This is a genomic window from Nocardioides marmotae, assembly GCF_013177455.1.
Taxonomy (GTDB): domain Bacteria; phylum Actinomycetota; class Actinomycetes; order Propionibacteriales; family Nocardioidaceae; genus Nocardioides; species Nocardioides marmotae.
Genome location: NZ_CP053660.1, coordinates 2,462,766 through 2,481,029 on the forward strand (window position 1 = coordinate 2,462,766; position 18,264 = coordinate 2,481,029).

An 18,264-nucleotide genomic window follows, 5' to 3' on the forward strand; every position below is an offset into this window, starting at 1 on the left:
CCCCGCTTGTGGATCGGCTTCCTGCCCCAGGACGCACCTGGGCCAGGTCACTGATCGGTCAACACGGGAGACTAGCCGATCATTCCGCCGTCGGCCGAATCCAGGCCCGGCGGTCCCCCACACGCGCGAGGGTCCACCCGGCGGCGAGCGCCTGGAGGTCCTCGCCCTCGACGACCACGCGGACCGGCCCGGCCACGTCGACCACCAGCGCCGCCGCGCCCTCCTGGACCGCCGACTGGGCCGCGACGCGGGCCGGCACGGGCACGGGCCGCGCGTCGGGGTCCCAGGCCGCCATGGCGGCGGTGCCCGAGAACGCCAGGAGGGCCAGCCGCCCGTCGGCGCCGGTCAGCAGCACGGCGGCCATGTCGGAGGTCTTGTCGTGGGCCAGCCCGTGCTCGTCGACCTCGACCTCGCCGAGCACCGCGACGACCGGCACGAGGAGCCGGGAGCCGGTCAGGGCGGCCAGCACGTCGCCGTACCTCGTGCGGTCGGCGGCGTACGCCGTCGCTGCCGCGACGTAGGCGGGCGGCGCCTCACCGGTGTCGTCGGGGAACCCGGGGCCGAGGATCCGCTTCTGGTCCGGCCGCTCTCCGCCGATCCCCCCGCTGGTCGTGCCGTCGCTTCCCGTGCTCACGCCCGGATGGTCTCAGACGGACCCGGCGGACCGACGACACGCCCAAAGTCGAGCGAGTCACTTGATTTAAGTCGAGAACTTCCGTAGACATGGCCGCCATGGACACGATCTCCCCCGCCGTCGGCGTCGACGTCGGCACGCAGCGCCAGGCGGTGACCGCCCGCAGACGGCGGCGCAGGCCACCGCTGCACCTGCTGCGCCGCTGGGTCTCCCCTGTCGCCCTGGTCGCCCTGTGGCAGCTGGCCTCCTCCACCGGTGTGCTGCACGAGCGCAAGCTCGCCTCCCCGGCCCAGGTCGCCGCGACCGCGGCGGACCTGGTCCAGGCCGGCACGCTCGGCACCCAGACCCTCATCTCCCTCCAGCGCGTGGGGCTCGGCTTCGCGATCGGCGCGAGCATCGGCCTGGCGCTCGCGATCGTCGCGGGGCTCAGCCGGATCGGCGAGGACGCGATCGACCCGCCGATGCAGATGCTGCGCACGCTCCCGCACTTCGGCCTGGTCACCCTCTTCATCATCTGGTTCGGCATCGGCGAGACGCCGAAGGTGGCCCTGATCGCGCTCGGCGCGACCTTCCCGCTCTACCTCAACACCCTCGGCGGCATCCGCGGCATCGAGCGCAAGACGCTCGAGGCGGCCAAGGCCCTGCACCTGACCTGGGCCCAGCGCATCCGGCACGTCGTGATCCCCGGGGCGCTGCCGCAGACGCTCGTCGGGCTGCGGCAGAGCCTGGGCATCGCCTGGCTCTCGCTGATCGTCGCGGAGACCATCGCCTCCCAGTCCGGGCTCGGCTACATGATCAACCACGCCAAGGACTTCCTCCAGACCGACGTCATCGTCGTCGGCCTCGCCGTCTACAGCCTGCTCGGTCTCGCGACCGACGCCATCGTCCGACACCTGGAGAGGAAGGCGCTCGCATGGCGCTCCTGACCCCCGACCCCACCGGTACGACGCCGCGCCCCGGCGGCGAGCACGTCGCCCGCGTCCGCGGCCACCACCGCTCCTTCGGCGACGTCCACGTCCTGCGCGACATCGACCTCGACGTGCGGCACGGCGAGATCGTCGCGCTGCTCGGCCGCAGCGGCTGCGGCAAGTCGACCCTGCTGCGCAGCCTGGCCCACCTCGACCCGGCACCCGCCGGCGAGATCGAGGTCAACGGCCGCACCGGCGTGGCCTTCCAGGAGCCGCGGCTGCTCAACTGGCGCACGGTCCACCAGAACGTCGCGCTCGCCCTGCTCAACGGTCCCGAGCGCAAGCAGCGCTTCGCCCTCGCCGAGCAGACCCTCGCCGAGGTCGGTCTGGCCGAGAAGCTCGACGCCTGGCCGCTCCAGCTCTCCGGCGGGCAGGCCCAGCGCGTCTCGCTGGCCCGCGCCCTGGTCAGCAACCCCTCGCTGCTGCTGCTCGACGAGCCGTTCAGCGCGCTCGACGCGCTGACCCGCATCGAGATGCACCAGCTGGTGATCGAGCTGTGGCGCCGTCACTCGATGGCGATCCTGCTGGTCACCCACGACGTCGACGAGGCGCTGGCCCTGGCCGACCGCCTCGTCGTGATGGACGGCGGCCGGATCGGCCGCACCTGGGAGATCACCCTCCCCCGCTCGGACCGGGTGCCGTCGCAGCCCGACATCGCCCGGACGCGCGCCGAGGTGCTCGTGGCCCTCGGCGTCAAGCCCACCCCGCCCAACCCCCGACGCGACCCGGTCACCGGCGAGCTCGGCCCCAGCAACCACCAGCCCGCGAAGCGAGGAGCAGCATGACCCGCACGACTCCCCCGACGACCCGCCGCCGAGGCCTGCGCACCGCCCTGACGGCCGTCCTGGCCGCCAGCATGCTGGCGCTCGCCGCCTGCGGTGGCTCGGCCACGGGCAACGAGGCCGCGGTCGGCGACGACGGCGAGGTCGACCTGTCCCAGGTCACCTTGATCGTCGGCGACCAGAAGGGCACCAGCGCGAAGGCCCTGCTCACCGCGGCCGGCCTCGACGACACCGAGTACACGATCGAGTGGAAGGAGTTCACCTCCGGCCCGCCGATCCTCGAGGCCCTCAACGCCGACGCGATCCACGTCGGCATGGTCGGCAACACCCCGCCGATCTTCGCGGCGGCCTCGGGCGGCACGTTCAAGATGGTCGCCACGGCCTCCTACACCGGCAAGGGCGACACCATCCTCGTCCCGAAGGGGTCGACGGTGAAGAGCGTCGCGGACCTGAAGGGCAAGAAGGTCGCCGTCGCCCAGGGCAGCTCGGCCAACTACAACCTCCTCGCCCAGCTCGAGGAGGCCGGCCTGGCCTACGACGACATCGAGGTGCAGAACCTCCAGCCGGCCGACGCGCTGGCCGCCTTCGCCAACGGCCACGTCGACGCCTGGGCCGTGTGGGACCCCTACACCTCGCAGGCGGTCGTCGACGAGGGCGCCCGCGTGCTCGTCGACGGCGACGGCCTGGTCAACGGCCTGAACTTCCAGGTCGCCTCCCAGTCCGCGCTCGAGGACGAGGCCACCACCGCGGCGCTCGAGGACTACCTGACCCGGATCACCAAGGCGCAGATCTGGTCGGCGGAGAACCAGGAGGACTGGGCGAAGGTCTGGGCCGAGCAGACCGGCCTCAGCGAGGAGGTCACCCTCGCCGCGGCGAAGAACCGCCCGGTCAGCCCGCAGCCCATCGACCAGGAGGTCATCGACTCCGAGCAGACGATGGCCGACGCCTTCACCGCCAACGGTCTGATCCCCGAGGAGGTCGACGTGTCGGGCTTCTTCAGCGACCAGTTCGCCGAGGCGACCACCGGCGACGCCGTCCGGTGACCGCCCCGCTGACCCTGCACTGGTTCCTGCCGACCTCCGGTGACAGCCGGGGGTTGGTGGGAGCCGGGCAGGGCGTCCCCCAGGAGATCACCACCGGGCTCGCCGACACCCTCGAGGACTCGGTGCGCGACCGGTTCCGCCCGCCGACCATCGACTACCTCGCCGAGGTGGCGCGCACCGCCGAGCGGCTCGGCTTCGACGGGGTCCTCACCCCGACCGGGACGTTCTGCGAGGACGCGTGGCTGACCACCGCCGCGCTGATCCGCGAGACCTCGCGGCTGCGCTTCCTCGTGGCCTTCCGGCCCGGGGTGGTCAACCCGGTGCTCGCCGCGCAGATGGCGGCGACCTACCAGCGGATCTCGCAGGGCCGGCTGATGCTCAACGTCGTGACCGGCGGGGAGCCCACCGAGCAGGCCCGGTTCGGCGACACCGCCCCCAAGGACGAGCGGTACGCCCGGACCGACGAGTTCCTCGAGGTCGTCCGCGGCACCTGGAGCCGGGCGCCCTTCGACTTCGAGGGCACCTACTACCGCGCCGCGGGCGCGCTGGTCAGCGGCGGCATCGACCCGGTGCCGCCCGTGTACTTCGGCGGCTCGTCCGCAGCGGCCGGTCCGGTGGCGGCGCGTCACGCCGACGTCTACCTGACCTGGGGCGAGCCGCCGGAGCAGGTCGCCGAGAAGGTGGCCTGGGTCCGCGGCCTGGCCGCCGAGCAGGGGCGCACCGTCCGCTTCGGCCTGCGGGTCCACACCCTCTCGCGCGACACCACCGAGGAGGCCTGGCGCCACGCCCAGTGGCTGCTCGACGGCGTCGACCCGGCGACGGTGCGGGCCGCCCAGGCCGCGCAGGCCCGCAGCGAGTCGACCGGCCAGCAGCGGATGAACGCGCTGCGTCGCGCCGACGCGGCGTACTCCTCGGCCCGCGACCTGGAGGTCTCCCCCGGTCTGTGGACCGGGGTCGGTCTGGTCCGCGGCGGCGCCGGCACCTCCCTCGTGGGCAGCCACGAGGAGGTCGCCGACCTCATCGAGGCCTACCACCGCGTCGGCATCGACGAGCTCGTGCTCTCGGGCTACCCGCACGTCGAGGAGGCGCACTGGTTCGCCGAGGGCGTCATGCCGCACCTGCGTCGCCGGGGCCTGCTCGACAGCGCGTCCGCAGAGGTCCGGGCCGCGGCCCCGGTGTGAGGACGAGGGGGCGCGTGGCAGGCTGGACCCCGTGGACGACGCGACGTGGGCCGCCCTCGCACTCACCCTCACCGTGCTGGGTGCGGTGTGGACCTGGCACGCCTTCCGGCACCGGGGCGTCGCCTCGGGCCTGCGCGGCGCCGGGCTCACGCTGCTGCCGGCCGCGGCGTACCTCACCGACACGCTGAAGATGTTCACCCGCATCGGCACCGCCGTGGGCGACTGGGTCACCGGCCTGGTCCTCAGCCCCTCGGTGTGGGCCGGCATCGTGGTGGCCGGCGTCGCGGTGACCCTGCTGGTCGTGTCCGGCGTGCTGCGCGACCGCGAGCGGGCCCGGGTCATCGACGGCGGCGCTCCGGCGCCGGCCGCTTCGGGCCGCAGGTCCGACCGCCCTGTCAAGAGCGGCAAGGGCGACCCCGCGATCGGCGGCGCCGGTGGCGACGACGACCTCGCCGACATCGAGGCGCTGCTGCGCAAGCGCGGCATCTCCTGACCGGCCCGGCCGGCGTCTCCTAGAGTCCCTCGGATGACCCACCTCGACGACGTCGGCCGCAACCGCCTCTGGGCCCGCCTCTCGGCCGCGGTCGCCGCCGCCGAGGGCGACCTGCCCACCCCGGTGGCCGTCGTGGACCTCGACGCCTTCGACGCCAACGCCGCCGACCTGGTCCGCCGGGCCGCCGGCAAGCCGATCCGGGTGGCCTCGAAGTCGCTGCGCGTCCCCGACCTGGTGCGCCGAGCGCTGGCCACCGACGGCTTCGCCGGCGTGCTCGGCTACACGCTGCGCGAGGCGCTGTGGCTGGAGGAGCAGGGCATCAGCGAGGACGTCCTCGTGGCCTACCCGACCGTGGACCGGACCGCGCTCGCCCGCCTCGTCGCCTCGCCGGCCGCCGCCGCGCACATCACCGTGATGGTCGACGACGTCGCCCACCTCGACGTCGTCGACTCGGTCCGCTCCTCCCACGCGGTGCCCGTGCGCGTGGCGCTCGAGGTCGACGCGGGCCTGCGGGTCCGCGGGCAGCACGTCGGCCCCAAGCGCAGCCCGCTGCACGAGGCCGACCGGGTGGCGAGCCTGGCCCGGCAGGTCCTCGAGCGGCCCGGCTTCCGGCTCGTCGGCGTGATGACCTACGAGGGCCAGGTCGCCGGCGTCCCCGACGACGTGCCGACCCAGCGCGCCCGGTCCGCGGTGGTGCGCGGGCTGAAGGCCGCCTCGCGGACCCAGCTCTCCCAGCGCCGCCGCGCCGTCGCCGACGCCCTGCGCCCCCTCGTCGACCTCGAGCTGTGGAACGGCGGCGGCTCCGGCTCGGTCGAGACCACCGTCGCCGACCCGGTCGTCACCGAGGTGGCCGCGGGCTCCGGGCTGCTCGTGCCCACCCTGTTCGACCACTACCGCTCCTTCGACCCGCGCCCGGCGGCGTTCTACGGCGTCCCCGTGGTGCGCCGGCCCTCCCCCGACGTCGCGACCGTCCACGGCGGCGGCTTCGTCGCCTCCGGCGCCGCCGGCCGCGACCGGCTGCCCACGCCCTGGGCGCCGGCCGGGCTGCGGCTGACCGGGCTCGAGGGCGCCGGGGAGGTGCAGACCCCCCTCGTCGGCCCGACCGCGGGCCGGCTCGCGATCGGCGACCTGGTCTGGTTCCGGCACGCGAAGTCCGGTGAGCTCTTCGAGCACACCGACCGGGTCCACCTGCTGCGCGGGGAACGGTTCGTCGAGGAGGTCCCGACCTACCGTGGTCACGGCCTCGTCTTCTGAGCCGGCCCGTCCTGAGCCGGCCCACCCTGAACCGGCCCACCCTGAACCGGCCCAGCCTGAACCGGCCCAGGCGGTGCTGGAGCTGGCCCGCTCCCGGCCCGCCACGCTGGGCGGCGGGCGCCTGGTCTGCATCGACGGCCCGGCCGGGTCGGGCAAGACCACCCTGGCCGGCCGGGTCGCGGCCCTGGCCGACGCCGCGGTGGTGCACCTGGACGACCTGTACGACGGCTGGGACGGCCTGCCCCGCGTCGGCGAGCAGCTCGCCACGCTGCTGCTCCCCCTCGCCCGCGGGGAGGCCGGCCGCTACCGGCGCCACGACTGGGACACCGGCGGCTGGGCCGAGACGGTCGTCGTGGCGCCCGCCCCGCTGCTGGTGCTCGAGGGCGTCGGCGCCGGCTCGGCGGCGTACGCCGCGCTGGCGACGGTGCTGGTCTGGGTCGAGGCGCCGCCCGCCCTGCGGCTGGCCCGCGGCCTCGGGCGCGACGGCCACGACGCCGAGCCGCACTGGCGCCGGTGGACGGTCGCGGAGGCTGCGCACTTCGCCGCCGACCGCACCCGCGAGCGCGCCGACCTGCTCGTGGACGGGACCGGCCACCGGGCACCGGTGCGCCTAGGGTGACCCGGTGCTTCCTCCCAGCGGCGAACAGTTCGAGATCGAGGCCGGCGGCTACCGCGCCGTCGTGACCGAGAGCGGCGCCGCCCTGCGCGCGCTGTCCTTCCGGGGGCGCGACCTGGTCGACGGGTTCGCCGAGGAGGAGATGTCGGCCGGCGGCCGGGGCCAGCTGCTCGTGCCGTGGCCCAACCGGGTGCGCGACGGGCAGTTCTCCTTCGAGGGCAGCGACCTCCAGCTGCCGCTGACCGAGCCGGCGCGGAACAACGCCTCCCACGGGCTCGCGCGGTGGGTGGCGTGGAGCGTCGAGGAGCACACCGGGCACTCGGTCTCGCTGCAGTACCGCCTCATGGCGCAGACCGGCTACCCGTGGACGCTGGACCTCCACGTCGCCTACGACCTCTCCGCGGACGGGCTGACGGTCACCCAGACCGCGACCAACGACTCCGGTCGCCCGGCGCCGTACGCCTCGGGGGCCCACCCCTACCTCCGCGTCGGCGAGGGCCCGGTCGACTCCTGGGAGCTGACCCTGCCGGCGGCGACGCGGCTGCTGGTCGACGACGAGCGGCTGCTGCCCGTGGGCCGCGAGCCGGTCGAGGGCACGGCGTACGACTTCCGGGTGGCGCGGCCGCTGCGCGGGGCGGTCCTCAACCACTGCTTCACCGACCTCGAGCGCGACCCGGGCGGCACGACCACCGCGACCCTGCGCGACCCCGCGAGCGGCGACGGGGTGAGCCTGTGGGTCGACGGCCACCACCCCTGGCTGCTGCTCTACACCGCCGACGACGTCCCGGCGACCGCGCGGCGCTCGATGGCGATCGAGCCGATGACCGCTCCCCCCGACGCGCTGCGCAGCGGCGAGGACCTCTTCGTGCTCGCCCCGGAGGAGACGGTCTCGGTCGTGTGGGGCATCCGCGCCCTCGACGACTGAGCCGCTCCCGGGCGGCTACTGAGGCGAGGCCAGGCTCAGGAGAGCTCGTCGGCGAGGCGGCGCAGCTCGCGCACCGCCGCGCGGGCCCGCTCGCCGTCGGAGCCCTGCAGCCCCATCACCGAGACCGTCCGGCCGTCGGAGAGGTCGATCGTCGCCCACGGGGCGCCCGGCGGCAGGTGGACCGCGACGACCTCGGCCCAGGTGAAGGAGCGGGTGCGGAAGCCGTTGACCACGGTCAGCCCCTCGCGGGTCGCGGTGACCCGGGCGCGGGTCAGCGCCCAGAGCACCACGCCGCCGAGGATGATGAAGAAGATGATCGTCCCGAGCTGGAACGGGGTGAACTTCGCGCGGGTCTCGGCGCCGAAGGAGATCCAGGCGGTCAGCAGGATCACCAGCATGCCGCTGCTGAGCACCGTCGCGACGATGCGGGGGCCGAGCGGGCGCCAGGTGCGCGGCAGGCCGTCCCCGGCCGCCCGCGGGCCCGCCTCAGAGCCGGCAGGCATGGATGTCGGTGAGGAGGATGCCGCGGGCGCCGATCGTCCACAGCTCGTCCATCAGGCGCTGGGCGCCGGCGCGGGGCACCATCGCGCGCACCGCGACCCAGCCGTCCTTGTGCAGCGGGGAGACCGTCGGGCTCTCGATGCCCGGGGTCAGCGCGACCGCCGCGGAGACGTGCTGGCTCTCGATGTCGTAGTCCATCATCACGTAGCTGCGGGCCACGAGCACCCCGTCGAGGCGGCGCTTGAAGACCTCGAACCCGGCCGGCGGCTCCGCGCCGCCCCGGGTCACCAGCACGGCCTCGGACTCCAGGATCGTCTCCCCGAAGACCTCCAGGCCGGCCTGCCGCAGCGTGCTGCCGGTCTCGACCACGTCGGCCACGACGTCGGCGACGCCGAGCTGGATGCTGGTCTCCACCGCGCCGTCGAGGCGGACCACCGAGGCCTCGATGCCGCGCTCGGCGAGGAAGGCGCCGACCACGCCGACGTACGACGTCGCGATGCGCAGGCCCGCGAGCTCGGCGAGGTCGGTGTAGCGGCCCGCCGGTCCGGCGAACCGGAAGCGGCTGCGGCCGAAGCCGAGCGAGCGGACCTCGTGGGCCTGCGCGCCGGAGTCGAGGAGCAGGTCGCGGCCGGTGATGCCGACGTCGAGGGTCCCCTCGCCGACGTAGAGCGCGATGTCGCGCGGGCGGAGGTAGAAGAACTCCACGCCGTTCTCGTCGTCGATGAGCGTCAGCTGCTTGCTGTCGTCACGCTGGCGGTAGCCGGACTCCCGCAGGATCTCCGAGGCGGACTGGGACAGCGACCCCTTGTTCGGGACCGCGACACGGAGGAGGGACATGGTCGTCCTGTTCGGGTTCAGAGGTGGGCGTAGACGTCGTCGAGCTCGATGCCGCTCGCGAGCATCAGGCACTGCGCGTGGTAGAGCAGCTGGCTGATCTCCTCGGCCGCGCGCTCCTTGCCCTCGTGCTCGGCGGCCATCCAGGACTCGGCGGCCTCCTCGACCAGCTTCTTGCCGATGGCGTGCACGCCCGCGTCGAGCTGTCGCACGGTGCCCGAACCCGCCGGACGCGTCCGGGCCTTCTCCTGCAGCTCGGCCCACAGCTCGTCGAACGTCTTCACGGGGGCTCAGCCTAGGCGACGCCCCGACCGCCGCGGGTGGCGGGAGCGGTCAGGAGGGACGGGTGTGGCGGCTGGTACGTTGCGCGGCATGGGCACCTCGCTGTCGCTCGGAGCACAGCGGCGTCGCTTCCGGCTGGTCGTACCGATCGCCGTCGCCTTCGTCGTGGTCTTCGCGATCCTCCTCCAGCCGGGGTTCCCGCGGGGCTTCCGCGAGGTCGCCAGCTCGCTCGGCCTGCTCATCAGCGGCATCGCGACCGCGGTCAGCCTCTGGCTGCGCACCCGCCGCTCGACGGGGCGCCGCCGCCGCGCCTGGCAGTGGCTGCTGGCCGCGTCGGTCACCGCGGTCGTCGGCAACGTCTGGATGGCTGTGGTGGGCGCCCAGCCGGTCGACGACCCGAGCCTGGTCAGCGACCTGAGCGTCGCGCTGGCTCTGGCCCTCTCGATCGTCGGCATGCTGACCTTCCCCGCGGCCCGCCGGCGGGGTCGCAACCTCGCGATCATGGTCCTCGACGGGACCGTCGGCGGCGCGGCCGTGCTGATCATGGCCTCGGTCCTGGTCTACGACGAGCTGCTGGCCTCGGTCGACCACGTCCTGGGGTCGGAGTTCTTCAGCGTCCTGATCCCCTTCCTCGACATCGCGCTGGTGACCTTCGGGCTGCTGCTGGTGCTGCGCAGCCGCGGCGAGTCCCGCCCGGCGCTGGCCCTGGTCGCGCTGGGCTTCCTGCTGTACGCCGTCGCGGACCTCTCCTTCGCGGTGCGGGTGGCCCAGGGCACCTTCGCCTGGGGCGACCTGCCCGACCTGGGCTGGATCGCCGGCTACCTCATCATCGGCGTCGCCGCGTGGTACCCGCTGCACCCCGACGCCCCGGACGTCGAGGAGCAGCGCGCCACCGCCGACACCCGCGACACCGTCCTGGTCTACTCCGCCGTGGGCGTCGCGGCCGTGGTCCAGACCATGCTCAACGGCGGCGACGCGATCCAGCGCGCGCAGGTCCTGCTCTGGCTGCTCCTCGGCCTGGCCGCCGGGCTGCGCCAGGTGCTGCTGACCGCCGACAACGCCCAGCTGCGGCGCGGCCTCGAGCGCCAGGTCGCGGAGCAGACCTCCGACCTGCGCCGGATGGCGCGGCGTACCGAGACCCTCATCACCTCGGTGGGCGACGGCATCTACGGCGTCGACGCCGCCGGGCGGATCACCTTCGTCAACCCCTCCGGCGCCGAGGCGCTGCGCCAGAGCCCGGACGCGCTGCTCGGCCAGGACGCCCACGCGCTCTTCCACGCGCCGACCGCCGACGGCGCGGCCTACCCCTACGACGGTTGCTACGTCGCCGAGGCGATCGCCTCCGGGATCGTCACGAACGCCGAGGAGGACGTCTACGTCCGTGCCGACGGCACGAGGTTCCCCGTCGAGATCACCGCGAGCCCGCTCATCGACGACGACGAGGTCACCGGCGCGGTCGTGGTGTTCCGCGACGTGACCCAGCGCCAGGAGGTGGACCGGATGAAGAACGAGTTCCTCTCCGTGGTCAGCCACGAGCTGCGCACGCCGCTGACCTCCATCCGCGGCTCGTTGGGACTCCTCGCCGGCGGCCAGCTCGGCGAGCTGAGCCCGCGGGCCACCTCGATGGCCCGGATCGCGCTGGAGAGCACCGAGCGGCTCACCCGCCTGATCAACGACATCCTCGACCTCGAGCGGATCGAGTCGGGCACCCGGCCGATGGAGCTCGCCCCGACCGACGTCCGGTCGGTGGTCGAGGCCGCCGTCGGCGAGATGGACGCGATGGCCCGCGGCGCCGGCGTCGAGCTGGTCGTGGGCGAGACGGCCGGGCAGGTCCTCGTGGACAGCGACCGCGTCGTCCAGACGCTGACCAACCTGGTCAACAACGCCGTGAAGTTCTCCACCGCCGGCGGACAGGTCGTCGTCGACGCCGTCCCGCAGCCGAGCGGGACGACGGTGCTGTTCCGGGTCCGCGACCAGGGCCGGGGCATCCCGACGGACCAGCTCACCACGATCTTCGACCGCTTCCACCAGGTCGACTCCTCCGACGCCCGGCAGAAGGGCGGCACCGGGCTGGGGCTGGCCATCAGCCGCAGCATCGTGGAGCGCCACGGCGGGAGGATCTGGGCGGAGAGCAGCCCCGGTGAGGGCACCACCGTCCAGTTCACCCTCCCCCTGCACCAGCGCACCCCGGCCACCGGCGCCACCGGCGCCACGGGCGACGCGCCCGCGGTGCTGATCTGCGACGACGAGCCGGCGGTCGTCGGCGCCCTGTCCTCGATGCTCGAGGAGCACGGCTACCGGCCCGTCGGTGTCGGGGACGGCGACGCCGCGATCGCCCGCGCGACCGCCGACCGTCCGGCGGCCGTCCTGGTGGACCTGCGGATGCCGGGCACCAGCGGCGCCGACGTCGTCGCCGAGCTGCGCCGCGGCGAGCGGACCCGCACGATCCCGCTGATCGTCCTGTCCGGGCTCGGCCCCGAGACCGCCCCCGAGCTCGGCCCGCAGACCGACGGCTGGCTGGTCAAGCCGGTCACCGAGGAGCAGCTCGTCGCGGCGGTCGAGATCGCCCTCGCGGGCCGCCTGCGCGAGAGCGCGGTGCTCGTCGTCGAGGACGACGAGGACCTCGCCGAGGTGATCTGCACGCCGCTGCGCGGCCACGGGATCCGCGTCGACCACGCGTCGACCGCCGCGGCGGCGATCGAGGCGGGCCGGCGGCTGCGCCCGCAGGTGGTCGTGCTCGACCTCCACCTGCCCGACGACGACGGCTCCGCGGTGGTCGCGGCCTTCCGGGCCGACCCCGCGCTGCGCGCGACCCCGCTGGTCGTCTACAGCGCCGCCGACGTCGAGGTCGAGCGACGCGCCGACCTCGAGCTCGGCCCCACCGTCTTCCTGACCAAGGGCCGCAGCGGCCCCGACGCGCTCGAGGAGCGCGTCCTGGGCCTGCTGGACGCCGTCGTCGGCCGCGCGGCCGAGCAGGACCCGACCCCGCCGTCCGACCCGGCTCCGGACCCAGCGACAATCCCCCGCACGCCCCCGCGTGCACCCCACCCTGCCCCCGTCCTCCAGGAGGAACGTTGACCACCCGCCTCGACATCACCGTCCGCGCCGCGACCGGCGTCGGACGCACGAAGCTGGCGGCGTACGACCACGCCCTGCTCAACGCCGGTGTCGGCAACTTCAACCTGATCAAGCTCTCCTCCGTGATCCCCCCGCACAGCACGGTGCGGGTCCTCGAGGGCGGCGCCCGCGAGGTGCTCGCCGGGGGGCACGGCGACAAGCTCTACTGCGTGGAGTCCGCGGTCTTCGCCGAGCACAGCGGCGAGACCGTGTGGGCCGGGCTGGGCTGGACGACCGACGCCACGACCGGTGGCCTCTTCGTGGAGCACCACGGCGGCAGCGAGGAGTCGCTGATGGAGCAGATCACGCTGAGCCTGCACGACATGGACACCAACCGCGGCGGCGGCTACGGGCCGATCCAGGCCGCGACCGCCTCGGCCCACTGCACCGACCGCCCCGTGTGCGCACTCGTGGTCGCGGCGTACGCCGTGGAGGACTGGAGCCCGAAGGAGACCCGTGGCTGAGGACAGCACCCTCGACATCAGCGTCGAGCACGCGCTCGAGGACGAGACGATCGCGGCCTACTGGAAGCTCTACCGCGAGACCTTCGCCGAGCTCGAGACGCGAGCCATGGCCCGCCACCTCCTGCACGAGCACGAGTTCGTCGAGGAGATGAAGGACGCCCGGGTGATGAAGTACGTCGCCCGCAACGCCGCCGGCGACGTCGTCGGGCTCTCGACGCTGACCCGCGACCTGATCACCGTCCCGTGGATCAGCCCGGGCTGGTGGGCGCACCACTACCCCGAGCACACCGCTCGCAACGCGGTCTACTACCTCGGCTTCACCCTGGTGCGGCACGACGAGCGGCAGTCCAACGTCATGTGGGCGATGATCTCCACGATCGTGGAGATGCTGGTCGAGGAGCGCGCGGTCTGCGGCTACGACTACTGCAAGTTCAACAACGAGGTCCTCGGGCTCGGCGCGGGCACCGAGGCGCTGCTGCACCGCATCGCCGACGTGGAGGTCGACGCCGCGGACACCCAGACCTACTACCGGGCCCTGTTCGCCGGCCCCCGCGGGGCGGACTGATGCCGCGCGCGCTCGTCGTGGACGACGACGACTCGATCCGGGAGATCACCCAGATCGCGCTGGAGGTCGTCGCCGGTTGGGAGGTCGTGACCGCCGCCAGCGGGGCCAGCGCCATCGAGCTGGCCGCCGAGCACCAGCCCGACGTGGTGGTCCTCGACCTGATGATGCCCGACATGGACGGCCTGGCGACCTTCGGCCACCTGCGGGCGCAGGCCTCCACGGCCCACATCCCCGTGGTGCTGCTGACCGCCAAGGTGCAGGTCGGCGACCGTCAGCTGTGGGACGAGATGGCCGTCGCCGGGGTCATCTCCAAGCCGTTCGACCCGATGACGCTCGCCGACCAGATCACGACGATGCTCGAGCGGGGCTGACCCGGCCGGATGACCGACCGGGTCAGCTGCGGGCTCAGCTGCGGGTGATCCCCCGCAGGGTGTGCGCGGTCTGGATCGCCGCGGCGGTCGCCTCGTAGCCCTTGTCCTCGCTCGAGCCGGGCAGCCCGGCGCGGTCGAGCGCCTGCTCGTCGGTGTCGCAGGTCAGCACGCCGAAGCCGACCGGGGTGCGGTGGTCCAGCGCGACCCGGGTCAGCCCGTCGGTGGCGGCGGAGCAGACGTACTCGAAGTGCGGGGTGCCGCCACGGACGACCACGCCGAGCGCGACCACGGCGTCGTACCCCGCCTCGGCGAGCGCCGCCGCGGCGACGGGCAGCTCGAAGGTGCCGGGCACCCGGACGACGACCGACTCGCCGACCCGGTGGTCGTCCAGCGCGCGCTCGGCGCCGGCGAGGAGGCCGTCCATGACCTCGGTGTGCCAGCTGGCCGCGACGACCGCGACCCGCAGGTCGCTGCCGTCGACGGGCTGGAGGGACGGGGCGCCGTGGCCGCTCATGCGTGCGTCTCCTGGGGCTGGGTCGTCGGGGTCGGGGTGGTGCCGGGGGTCTCGTCGGCGGCGACGCTGCTGGGGGCCGGCTCGACCGAGGTCAGGCCGGGCAGCACGTGGCCCATCCGGTCGCGCTTGGTGCGCAGGTAGGCGAGGTTGTGGTCGTTGGGGTGCGGCGTGAGCGGCACCCGCTCGGCGACGGGCACGCCGAAGTCCTCGAGGCTGCTGACCTTCTCGGGGTTGTTGGTGAGCAGCCGGACGCTGTCGACGCCGAGGTCGCGCAGCACCTGGGTGGCGGCCCCGTAGTGGCGCGCGTCGGCGGGCAGGCCGAGGTCGAGGTTGGCATCGACCGTGTCGCGCCCACCGTCCTGGAGCTGGTAGGCCTGCAGCTTGGCGACCAGGCCGATCCCCCGGCCCTCGTGCCCGCGCAGGTAGACCACGACCCCGCGGCCCTCGGCGACGATCCGCTCGAGCGCCTCGTCGAGCTGCGGGCCGCAGTCGCAGCGCGAGCTGCCGAAGACGTCGCCGGTCAGGCACTCCGAGTGCACCCGGGTCAGCACCGGCTCCTCGCCGGTGATGTCGCCGTGGACGAGCGCGATGTGCTCGGAGCCGTCGACGGTGATCCGGTAGCCGTACGCCGTGAAGTCACCGTGGCGGGTGGGCAGGCGGGTCTCGGCGACCCGCTCGATCAGGTTCTCGTGGCGGCGGCGGTGCTTGACCAGCTGCTCGATCGAGATCATCGCGATGCCGTGCTCGTCGGCGAACTCGCGCAGCTCCGGCGCCCGCTTCATCGTGCCGTCGTCGTTGACGACCTCGACCAGCACGCCGGCCGGAGTGAGGCCGGCCAGCGTGGCGAGGTCGACCGCGGCCTCGGTGTGCCCGCGGCGGACGAGCACGCCGCCCTCGCGGTAGCGCAGCGGGAAGACGTGGCCGGGGCGGGTGAGCTCCCACGGCTCGGTCGCGGAGTCGGCCAGCACGCGCACGGTGTGCGCCCGGTCGGCGGCCGAGATGCCGGTGCTGACGCCGTCGCGGGCGTCGACGGAGATGGTGTACGCCGTGCGCATCTTGTCCCGGTTGTGCGGGGTCATCAGCGGGATCTCGAGCCGGTCGAGCATGGCGGCGGGCATCGGCACGCAGATCACGCCGCTGCTGTGCCGGATCGTCCAGGCCATCAGCTCGGGGGTGGCCTTGCTCGCGGCGAAGATGATGTCGCCCTCGTTCTCGCGGTCCTCGTCGTCGACGACGATCACGGCCTTGCCGGCGGCGATGTCCGCGATCGCCCGCTCGACGCTGTCGAGGCGCACCTTCGCGTGCTGCGGCTCGCCGGTCTGGGGGGTGCCGGAGGTGGCAGGGCTGCCGGGGGTGGTCATGCAGGAACTCCTTCGTCGACCGGCCGCGGCGCGGCCGGCTGGTGGGTGGCGCGCTCCACGCGCCACCAGGTGATCAGGCCCAGGACGCAGAACGCCCCGTAGAACAGGTACATGCCGGCGGTCGGGTAGTAGCCGGCCCGCACGAGGGTGGTCACGCCGACCACGTCGACGGCGATCCAGACCAGCCAGAACTCCACCCAGCCGCGGGCCATGCCGTAGGTCGCGATGAGCGAGCCGGCGAGGATCCAGGCCTCGGTGGCCGGGCCCCACGAGCCGATCCGGACGAGCACGGCGTACGCCGCGGCGTACCCGACCCCGGCCAGGGCGAGCAGCGCCAGCCGCTCGCGGCCGGTCGCCCAGCGCGGCGTGACGGGCGCGGCGTCGGGCTCGCGGCGTGCGCTGCTCCACCGCCACCAGCCGTAGAGGCCGACGACGACGAACATGACCTGTCGCCCGGCCTGGCCCCACAGCGGCTCGGACGTCGCGCCGCTGAGCTCGCCGCTCACGAAGACGGTGAACAGCAGGACGTTGCCGACCAGACCGATCGGCCAGGCCCAGACCAGCCGGCGCATGCCGAGCAGCGCGCTGGCGAGGCCGAAGCCGTTGCCGACGACCTCGCGGACCGCGAGCGAGCCGCCGCCGACCGCGATGGTGCCGTGGAGGAGCCAGTCGAGCATCAGTCCTCCTCCGCCGCGGGGCGGGCCGGGAGGTGGCCGGCCAGCAGCTTCTCCACGTGCTTGGCGATGACGTCGGCCTCGAGGTTCACCCGGTCGCCGGCCTGCCGCACCCCGAGGGTGGTGCGGGCGAGCGTCTCGGGGATGAGGCTCACGGTGAAGGAGCGCTCCCCCGCCTCGACGACGGTGAGGCTGACCCCGTCGACGGTGATCGAGCCCTTGTCGACCAGGTAGCGGGCCAGCTCCGGCGGCAGCGAGACCTCGACGAGCTCCCAGTGCTCGCTCGGCTCGCGGCGCAGCACCTCGCCGACGCCGTCGACGTGGCCCTGGACGATGTGGCCGCCCAGGCGGGTGGCCGCGGTGACGGCCCGCTCGAGGTTGACCCGGTCGCCGGGGCGGACGCCGCGGAGGCTGGTCTTGTCGAGGGTCTCCTGCATGACGTCGGCGGTCCAGGTGTCCTGGTCGCGCTCCGCGACGGTCAGGCAGCAGCCGTTGACGGCGATGGAGTCCCCGAGGCCGGCGTCGGCGAGCACCGCCTCGGCTCGGATGGTGAGCCGGATGGCGTCGCCCTGGTCCTCGACCGCGGCGACGGTCCCGAGCTCCTCGACGATCCCGGTGAACATGTCAGCTCTCCTCGCTGTCGCGGTGCGGGGTCATGGTGAACCGCACGTTCGGCTGCTCGTCCGGACCGTCCGCCTCGAGCACGGTCACGTCGGTGACCCCCGGGCGGAACGCGTCGGCGATGGTGGTGATTCCGAGGTCGGCCACGGCCGGCAGGCCCGCGCCGAGCAGGGTGGGGGCGACGTAGGCGACCACCTCGTCGACGAGCCCGGCCCGGACGAACGCCGCGGCGAGCGTCGGGCCGCCCTCGAGGAAGACGTGCTGGCGGTCGCGGGCGCGCAGCTGCGCGAGCGCCTCGTGGGGGTCGCGGGTGCGCAGCAGCACGGTCTCGGCGCTGCTGTCGAGGACCCGGCGGTCCGGCGGGAGGTCGCGCAGGCCCATGACCGCGCGCAGCGGCTGGTCCGGCAACGGCCGGTCGTGCTCGTCGCGGACGGTGAGGGCCGGGTCGTCGATGGCGACCGTGGCGGTGCCGACCAGCATGGTGTCGGCCGTCGCGCGCAGCCGGTGGGTGTCCAGGCGGGCGGCGCGACTGGAGACCCAGCGGCTGGTGCCGTCGGCGGCCGCGCTGCGCCCGTCGAGGGTGGCGGCGAACTTCCAGGTCACGAAGGGCCGCCCGTGCTCGACGGCGAAGGTCCACGTGCGGTTGAGCGCGCGCGCCTCGTCGGCGAGCAGGCCCTGCTCGACCTCGACGCCGGCCGCGCGGAGCGTCTCGGCCCCGCCCACGGCGACCGGGTTGGTGTCGGCCTGCGCGAAGACCACGCGGCGCACCCCCGCGTCGACCAGCGCGCGGGCGCACGGGCCGGTGCGGCCGGTGTGGTTGCACGGCTCGAGGGTGACGACGGCGGTCGTGCCCCGGGCCCGCTCCCCCGCCCGGGCCAGCGCGTCGGCCTCGGCGTGGGCGGTGCCGGCGCCGCGGTGGAACCCCTCCGCCACGGTGGTGCCGTCGTCGGCCAGCAGCACGCAGCCGACGCGCGGGTTCGGCCCGAGCGGGACGCCGGGGCTCGCGGCGAGCTCGAGCGCACGGCGCATCGCGACCCGCTCGGCCTCGCTGGTGCTCATCGTGT

General features: G+C 74.2%; 21 protein-coding genes. 12 read left to right on the plus strand and 9 right to left on the minus strand.

The window, feature by feature from the left end; genetic code table 11:
* Positions 1-79 precede the first annotated feature (79 nt).
* The gene (locus HPC71_RS11885) at positions 80-634 is read right to left on the minus strand and encodes an SseB family protein (protein WP_253943696.1); all 555 of its coding nucleotides are present in this window, start codon (positions 632-634) and stop codon (positions 80-82) included.
* A gap of 98 nt (positions 635-732) precedes the next feature.
* Here HPC71_RS11885 and HPC71_RS11890 point away from each other — a divergent pair, with 98 nt between their 5' ends.
* The 8 genes from HPC71_RS11890 (at position 733) to HPC71_RS11925 (ending at position 7,896) form a co-directional block, all read left to right on the plus strand.
* A complete protein-coding gene (locus HPC71_RS11890; protein ID WP_154617260.1) occupies positions 733-1,560 on the plus strand; it encodes an ABC transporter permease in 828 nt (275 codons plus the stop codon).
* The gene (locus tag HPC71_RS11895) at positions 1,548-2,387 is read left to right on the plus strand and encodes an ABC transporter ATP-binding protein (RefSeq protein WP_154617262.1); all 840 of its coding nucleotides are present in this window, start codon (positions 1,548-1,550) and stop codon (positions 2,385-2,387) included. Before HPC71_RS11890 ends, HPC71_RS11895 begins: the two co-directional genes overlap by 13 nt.
* On the plus strand, positions 2,384-3,427 hold the full coding sequence (locus HPC71_RS11900; RefSeq protein ID WP_216656403.1) for an ABC transporter substrate-binding protein: 1,044 nt from the start codon (positions 2,384-2,386) through the stop codon (positions 3,425-3,427). Before HPC71_RS11895 ends, HPC71_RS11900 begins: the two co-directional genes overlap by 4 nt.
* Positions 3,424-4,608, plus strand: a complete 1,185-nt coding sequence (locus HPC71_RS11905; RefSeq protein WP_216656404.1) for an LLM class flavin-dependent oxidoreductase — start codon at positions 3,424-3,426, stop codon at positions 4,606-4,608. Before HPC71_RS11900 ends, HPC71_RS11905 begins: the two co-directional genes overlap by 4 nt.
* A 31-nt stretch (positions 4,609-4,639) precedes the next feature.
* On the plus strand, positions 4,640-5,101 hold the full coding sequence (locus tag HPC71_RS11910; RefSeq protein ID WP_216656405.1) for a hypothetical protein: 462 nt from the start codon (positions 4,640-4,642) through the stop codon (positions 5,099-5,101).
* A gap of 33 nt (positions 5,102-5,134) precedes the next feature.
* Entirely contained in the window at positions 5,135-6,355 is a 1,221-nt protein-coding gene (locus HPC71_RS11915; RefSeq protein ID WP_154617264.1) for an amino acid deaminase/aldolase, read from the plus strand.
* A 73-nt stretch (positions 6,356-6,428) separates the two neighbouring features.
* A complete protein-coding gene (locus HPC71_RS11920) occupies positions 6,429-6,974 on the plus strand; it encodes a uridine kinase family protein (protein WP_171896724.1) in 546 nt (181 codons plus the stop codon).
* Positions 6,975-6,978: 4 nt separating this feature from the next.
* Positions 6,979-7,896, plus strand: coding sequence for an aldose 1-epimerase family protein (locus HPC71_RS11925; protein ID WP_171896725.1), 918 nt, complete (start codon positions 6,979-6,981; stop codon positions 7,894-7,896).
* A 35-nt stretch (positions 7,897-7,931) separates the two neighbouring features.
* On the opposite strand, the gene HPC71_RS11930 is transcribed toward HPC71_RS11925, so the two are convergent.
* From HPC71_RS11930 to HPC71_RS11940, 3 genes are read right to left on the minus strand one after another with little or no spacing between them, the layout of a single operon-like run.
* Positions 7,932-8,399 carry a PH domain-containing protein gene (locus HPC71_RS11930; RefSeq protein WP_154617266.1) on the minus strand — a complete coding sequence of 156 codons (468 nt, stop codon included), beginning with the start codon at positions 8,397-8,399 and terminating at the stop codon, positions 7,932-7,934.
* Positions 8,383-9,234: an ATP phosphoribosyltransferase gene (gene hisG, locus HPC71_RS11935; RefSeq protein WP_154617268.1), complete on the minus strand. Its 852-nt coding sequence runs from the start codon at positions 9,232-9,234 to the stop codon at positions 8,383-8,385. Before hisG ends, HPC71_RS11930 begins: the two co-directional genes overlap by 17 nt.
* Before the next feature lie 17 nt (positions 9,235-9,251).
* Positions 9,252-9,515 (minus strand): phosphoribosyl-ATP diphosphatase, encoded by a 264-nt coding sequence (locus HPC71_RS11940; protein WP_171896726.1) that lies wholly within the window; start codon positions 9,513-9,515, stop codon positions 9,252-9,254.
* Between the two features lie 88 nt (positions 9,516-9,603).
* Here HPC71_RS11940 and HPC71_RS11945 point away from each other — a divergent pair, with 88 nt between their 5' ends.
* From HPC71_RS11945 to HPC71_RS11960, 4 genes are read left to right on the plus strand one after another with little or no spacing between them, the layout of a single operon-like run.
* Positions 9,604-12,591: an ATP-binding protein gene (locus HPC71_RS11945; RefSeq protein WP_154617270.1), complete on the plus strand. Its 2,988-nt coding sequence runs from the start codon at positions 9,604-9,606 to the stop codon at positions 12,589-12,591.
* The gene (locus HPC71_RS11950) at positions 12,588-13,094 is read left to right on the plus strand and encodes a pyruvoyl-dependent arginine decarboxylase (protein ID WP_154617272.1); all 507 of its coding nucleotides are present in this window, start codon (positions 12,588-12,590) and stop codon (positions 13,092-13,094) included. Before HPC71_RS11945 ends, HPC71_RS11950 begins: the two co-directional genes overlap by 4 nt.
* Entirely contained in the window at positions 13,087-13,659 is a 573-nt protein-coding gene (locus HPC71_RS11955) for a hypothetical protein (protein WP_154617274.1), read from the plus strand. The genes HPC71_RS11950 and HPC71_RS11955 overlap by 8 nt, the downstream gene beginning before the upstream one ends.
* Positions 13,659-14,030, plus strand: a complete 372-nt coding sequence (locus HPC71_RS11960) for a response regulator (protein WP_154617276.1) — start codon at positions 13,659-13,661, stop codon at positions 14,028-14,030. Before HPC71_RS11955 ends, HPC71_RS11960 begins: the two co-directional genes overlap by 1 nt.
* 34 nt (positions 14,031-14,064) lie before the next feature.
* Here the strand turns inward: HPC71_RS11960 and ribH are convergent, their stop codons facing one another.
* Genes ribH through ribD form a run of 5 tightly spaced genes read right to left on the minus strand, consistent with a single transcriptional unit; the run spans position 14,065 to position 18,259 of the window.
* Positions 14,065-14,544, minus strand: coding sequence for a 6,7-dimethyl-8-ribityllumazine synthase (gene ribH / locus HPC71_RS11965; protein WP_154617278.1), 480 nt, complete (start codon positions 14,542-14,544; stop codon positions 14,065-14,067).
* The gene (locus HPC71_RS11970; RefSeq protein WP_230084684.1) at positions 14,541-15,905 is read right to left on the minus strand and encodes a bifunctional 3,4-dihydroxy-2-butanone-4-phosphate synthase/GTP cyclohydrolase II; all 1,365 of its coding nucleotides are present in this window, start codon (positions 15,903-15,905) and stop codon (positions 14,541-14,543) included. Before HPC71_RS11970 ends, ribH begins: the two co-directional genes overlap by 4 nt.
* A complete protein-coding gene (locus tag HPC71_RS11975; RefSeq protein ID WP_154617280.1) occupies positions 15,902-16,582 on the minus strand; it encodes a nicotinamide mononucleotide transporter family protein in 681 nt (226 codons plus the stop codon). Before HPC71_RS11975 ends, HPC71_RS11970 begins: the two co-directional genes overlap by 4 nt.
* Complete coding sequence (locus HPC71_RS11980; RefSeq protein ID WP_154617282.1) at positions 16,582-17,202, minus strand: riboflavin synthase; 621 nt, start codon at positions 17,200-17,202, stop codon at positions 16,582-16,584. Before HPC71_RS11980 ends, HPC71_RS11975 begins: the two co-directional genes overlap by 1 nt.
* Position 17,203: 1 nt before the next feature.
* Positions 17,204-18,259: a bifunctional diaminohydroxyphosphoribosylaminopyrimidine deaminase/5-amino-6-(5-phosphoribosylamino)uracil reductase RibD gene (gene ribD, locus HPC71_RS11985; RefSeq protein WP_230084685.1), complete on the minus strand. Its 1,056-nt coding sequence runs from the start codon at positions 18,257-18,259 to the stop codon at positions 17,204-17,206.
* Positions 18,260-18,264: the final 5 nt, after the last annotated feature.

What these genes read in the sequence shown, in the direction of transcription:
- HPC71_RS11890 (WP_154617260.1), top strand. Translation starts at nt 733, where the DNA reads ATGGACACGATCTCCCCCGCCGTCGGCGTCGACGTCGGCACGCAGCGC.
- HPC71_RS11895 (WP_154617262.1), top strand. Translation starts at nt 1,548, where the DNA reads ATGGCGCTCCTGACCCCCGACCCCACCGGTACGACGCCGCGCCCCGGC.
- HPC71_RS11900 (WP_216656403.1), top strand. Translation starts at nt 2,384, where the DNA reads ATGACCCGCACGACTCCCCCGACGACCCGCCGCCGAGGCCTGCGCACC.
- HPC71_RS11915 (WP_154617264.1), top strand. Translation starts at nt 5,135, where the DNA reads ATGACCCACCTCGACGACGTCGGCCGCAACCGCCTCTGGGCCCGCCTC.
- HPC71_RS11930 (WP_154617266.1), bottom strand. Translation starts at nt 8,399, where the DNA reads ATGCCTGCCGGCTCTGAGGCGGGCCCGCGGGCGGCCGGGGACGGCCTG.
- hisG (WP_154617268.1), bottom strand. Translation starts at nt 9,234, where the DNA reads ATGTCCCTCCTCCGTGTCGCGGTCCCGAACAAGGGGTCGCTGTCCCAG.
- HPC71_RS11945 (WP_154617270.1), top strand. Translation starts at nt 9,604, where the DNA reads ATGGGCACCTCGCTGTCGCTCGGAGCACAGCGGCGTCGCTTCCGGCTG.
- HPC71_RS11960 (WP_154617276.1), top strand. Translation starts at nt 13,659, where the DNA reads ATGCCGCGCGCGCTCGTCGTGGACGACGACGACTCGATCCGGGAGATC.
- ribH (WP_154617278.1), bottom strand. Translation starts at nt 14,544, where the DNA reads ATGAGCGGCCACGGCGCCCCGTCCCTCCAGCCCGTCGACGGCAGCGAC.
- HPC71_RS11970 (WP_230084684.1), bottom strand. Translation starts at nt 15,905, where the DNA reads ATGACCACCCCCGGCAGCCCTGCCACCTCCGGCACCCCCCAGACCGGC.
- HPC71_RS11975 (WP_154617280.1), bottom strand. Translation starts at nt 16,582, where the DNA reads ATGCTCGACTGGCTCCTCCACGGCACCATCGCGGTCGGCGGCGGCTCG.
- HPC71_RS11980 (WP_154617282.1), bottom strand. Translation starts at nt 17,202, where the DNA reads ATGTTCACCGGGATCGTCGAGGAGCTCGGGACCGTCGCCGCGGTCGAG.
- ribD (WP_230084685.1), bottom strand. Translation starts at nt 18,259, where the DNA reads ATGAGCACCAGCGAGGCCGAGCGGGTCGCGATGCGCCGTGCGCTCGAG.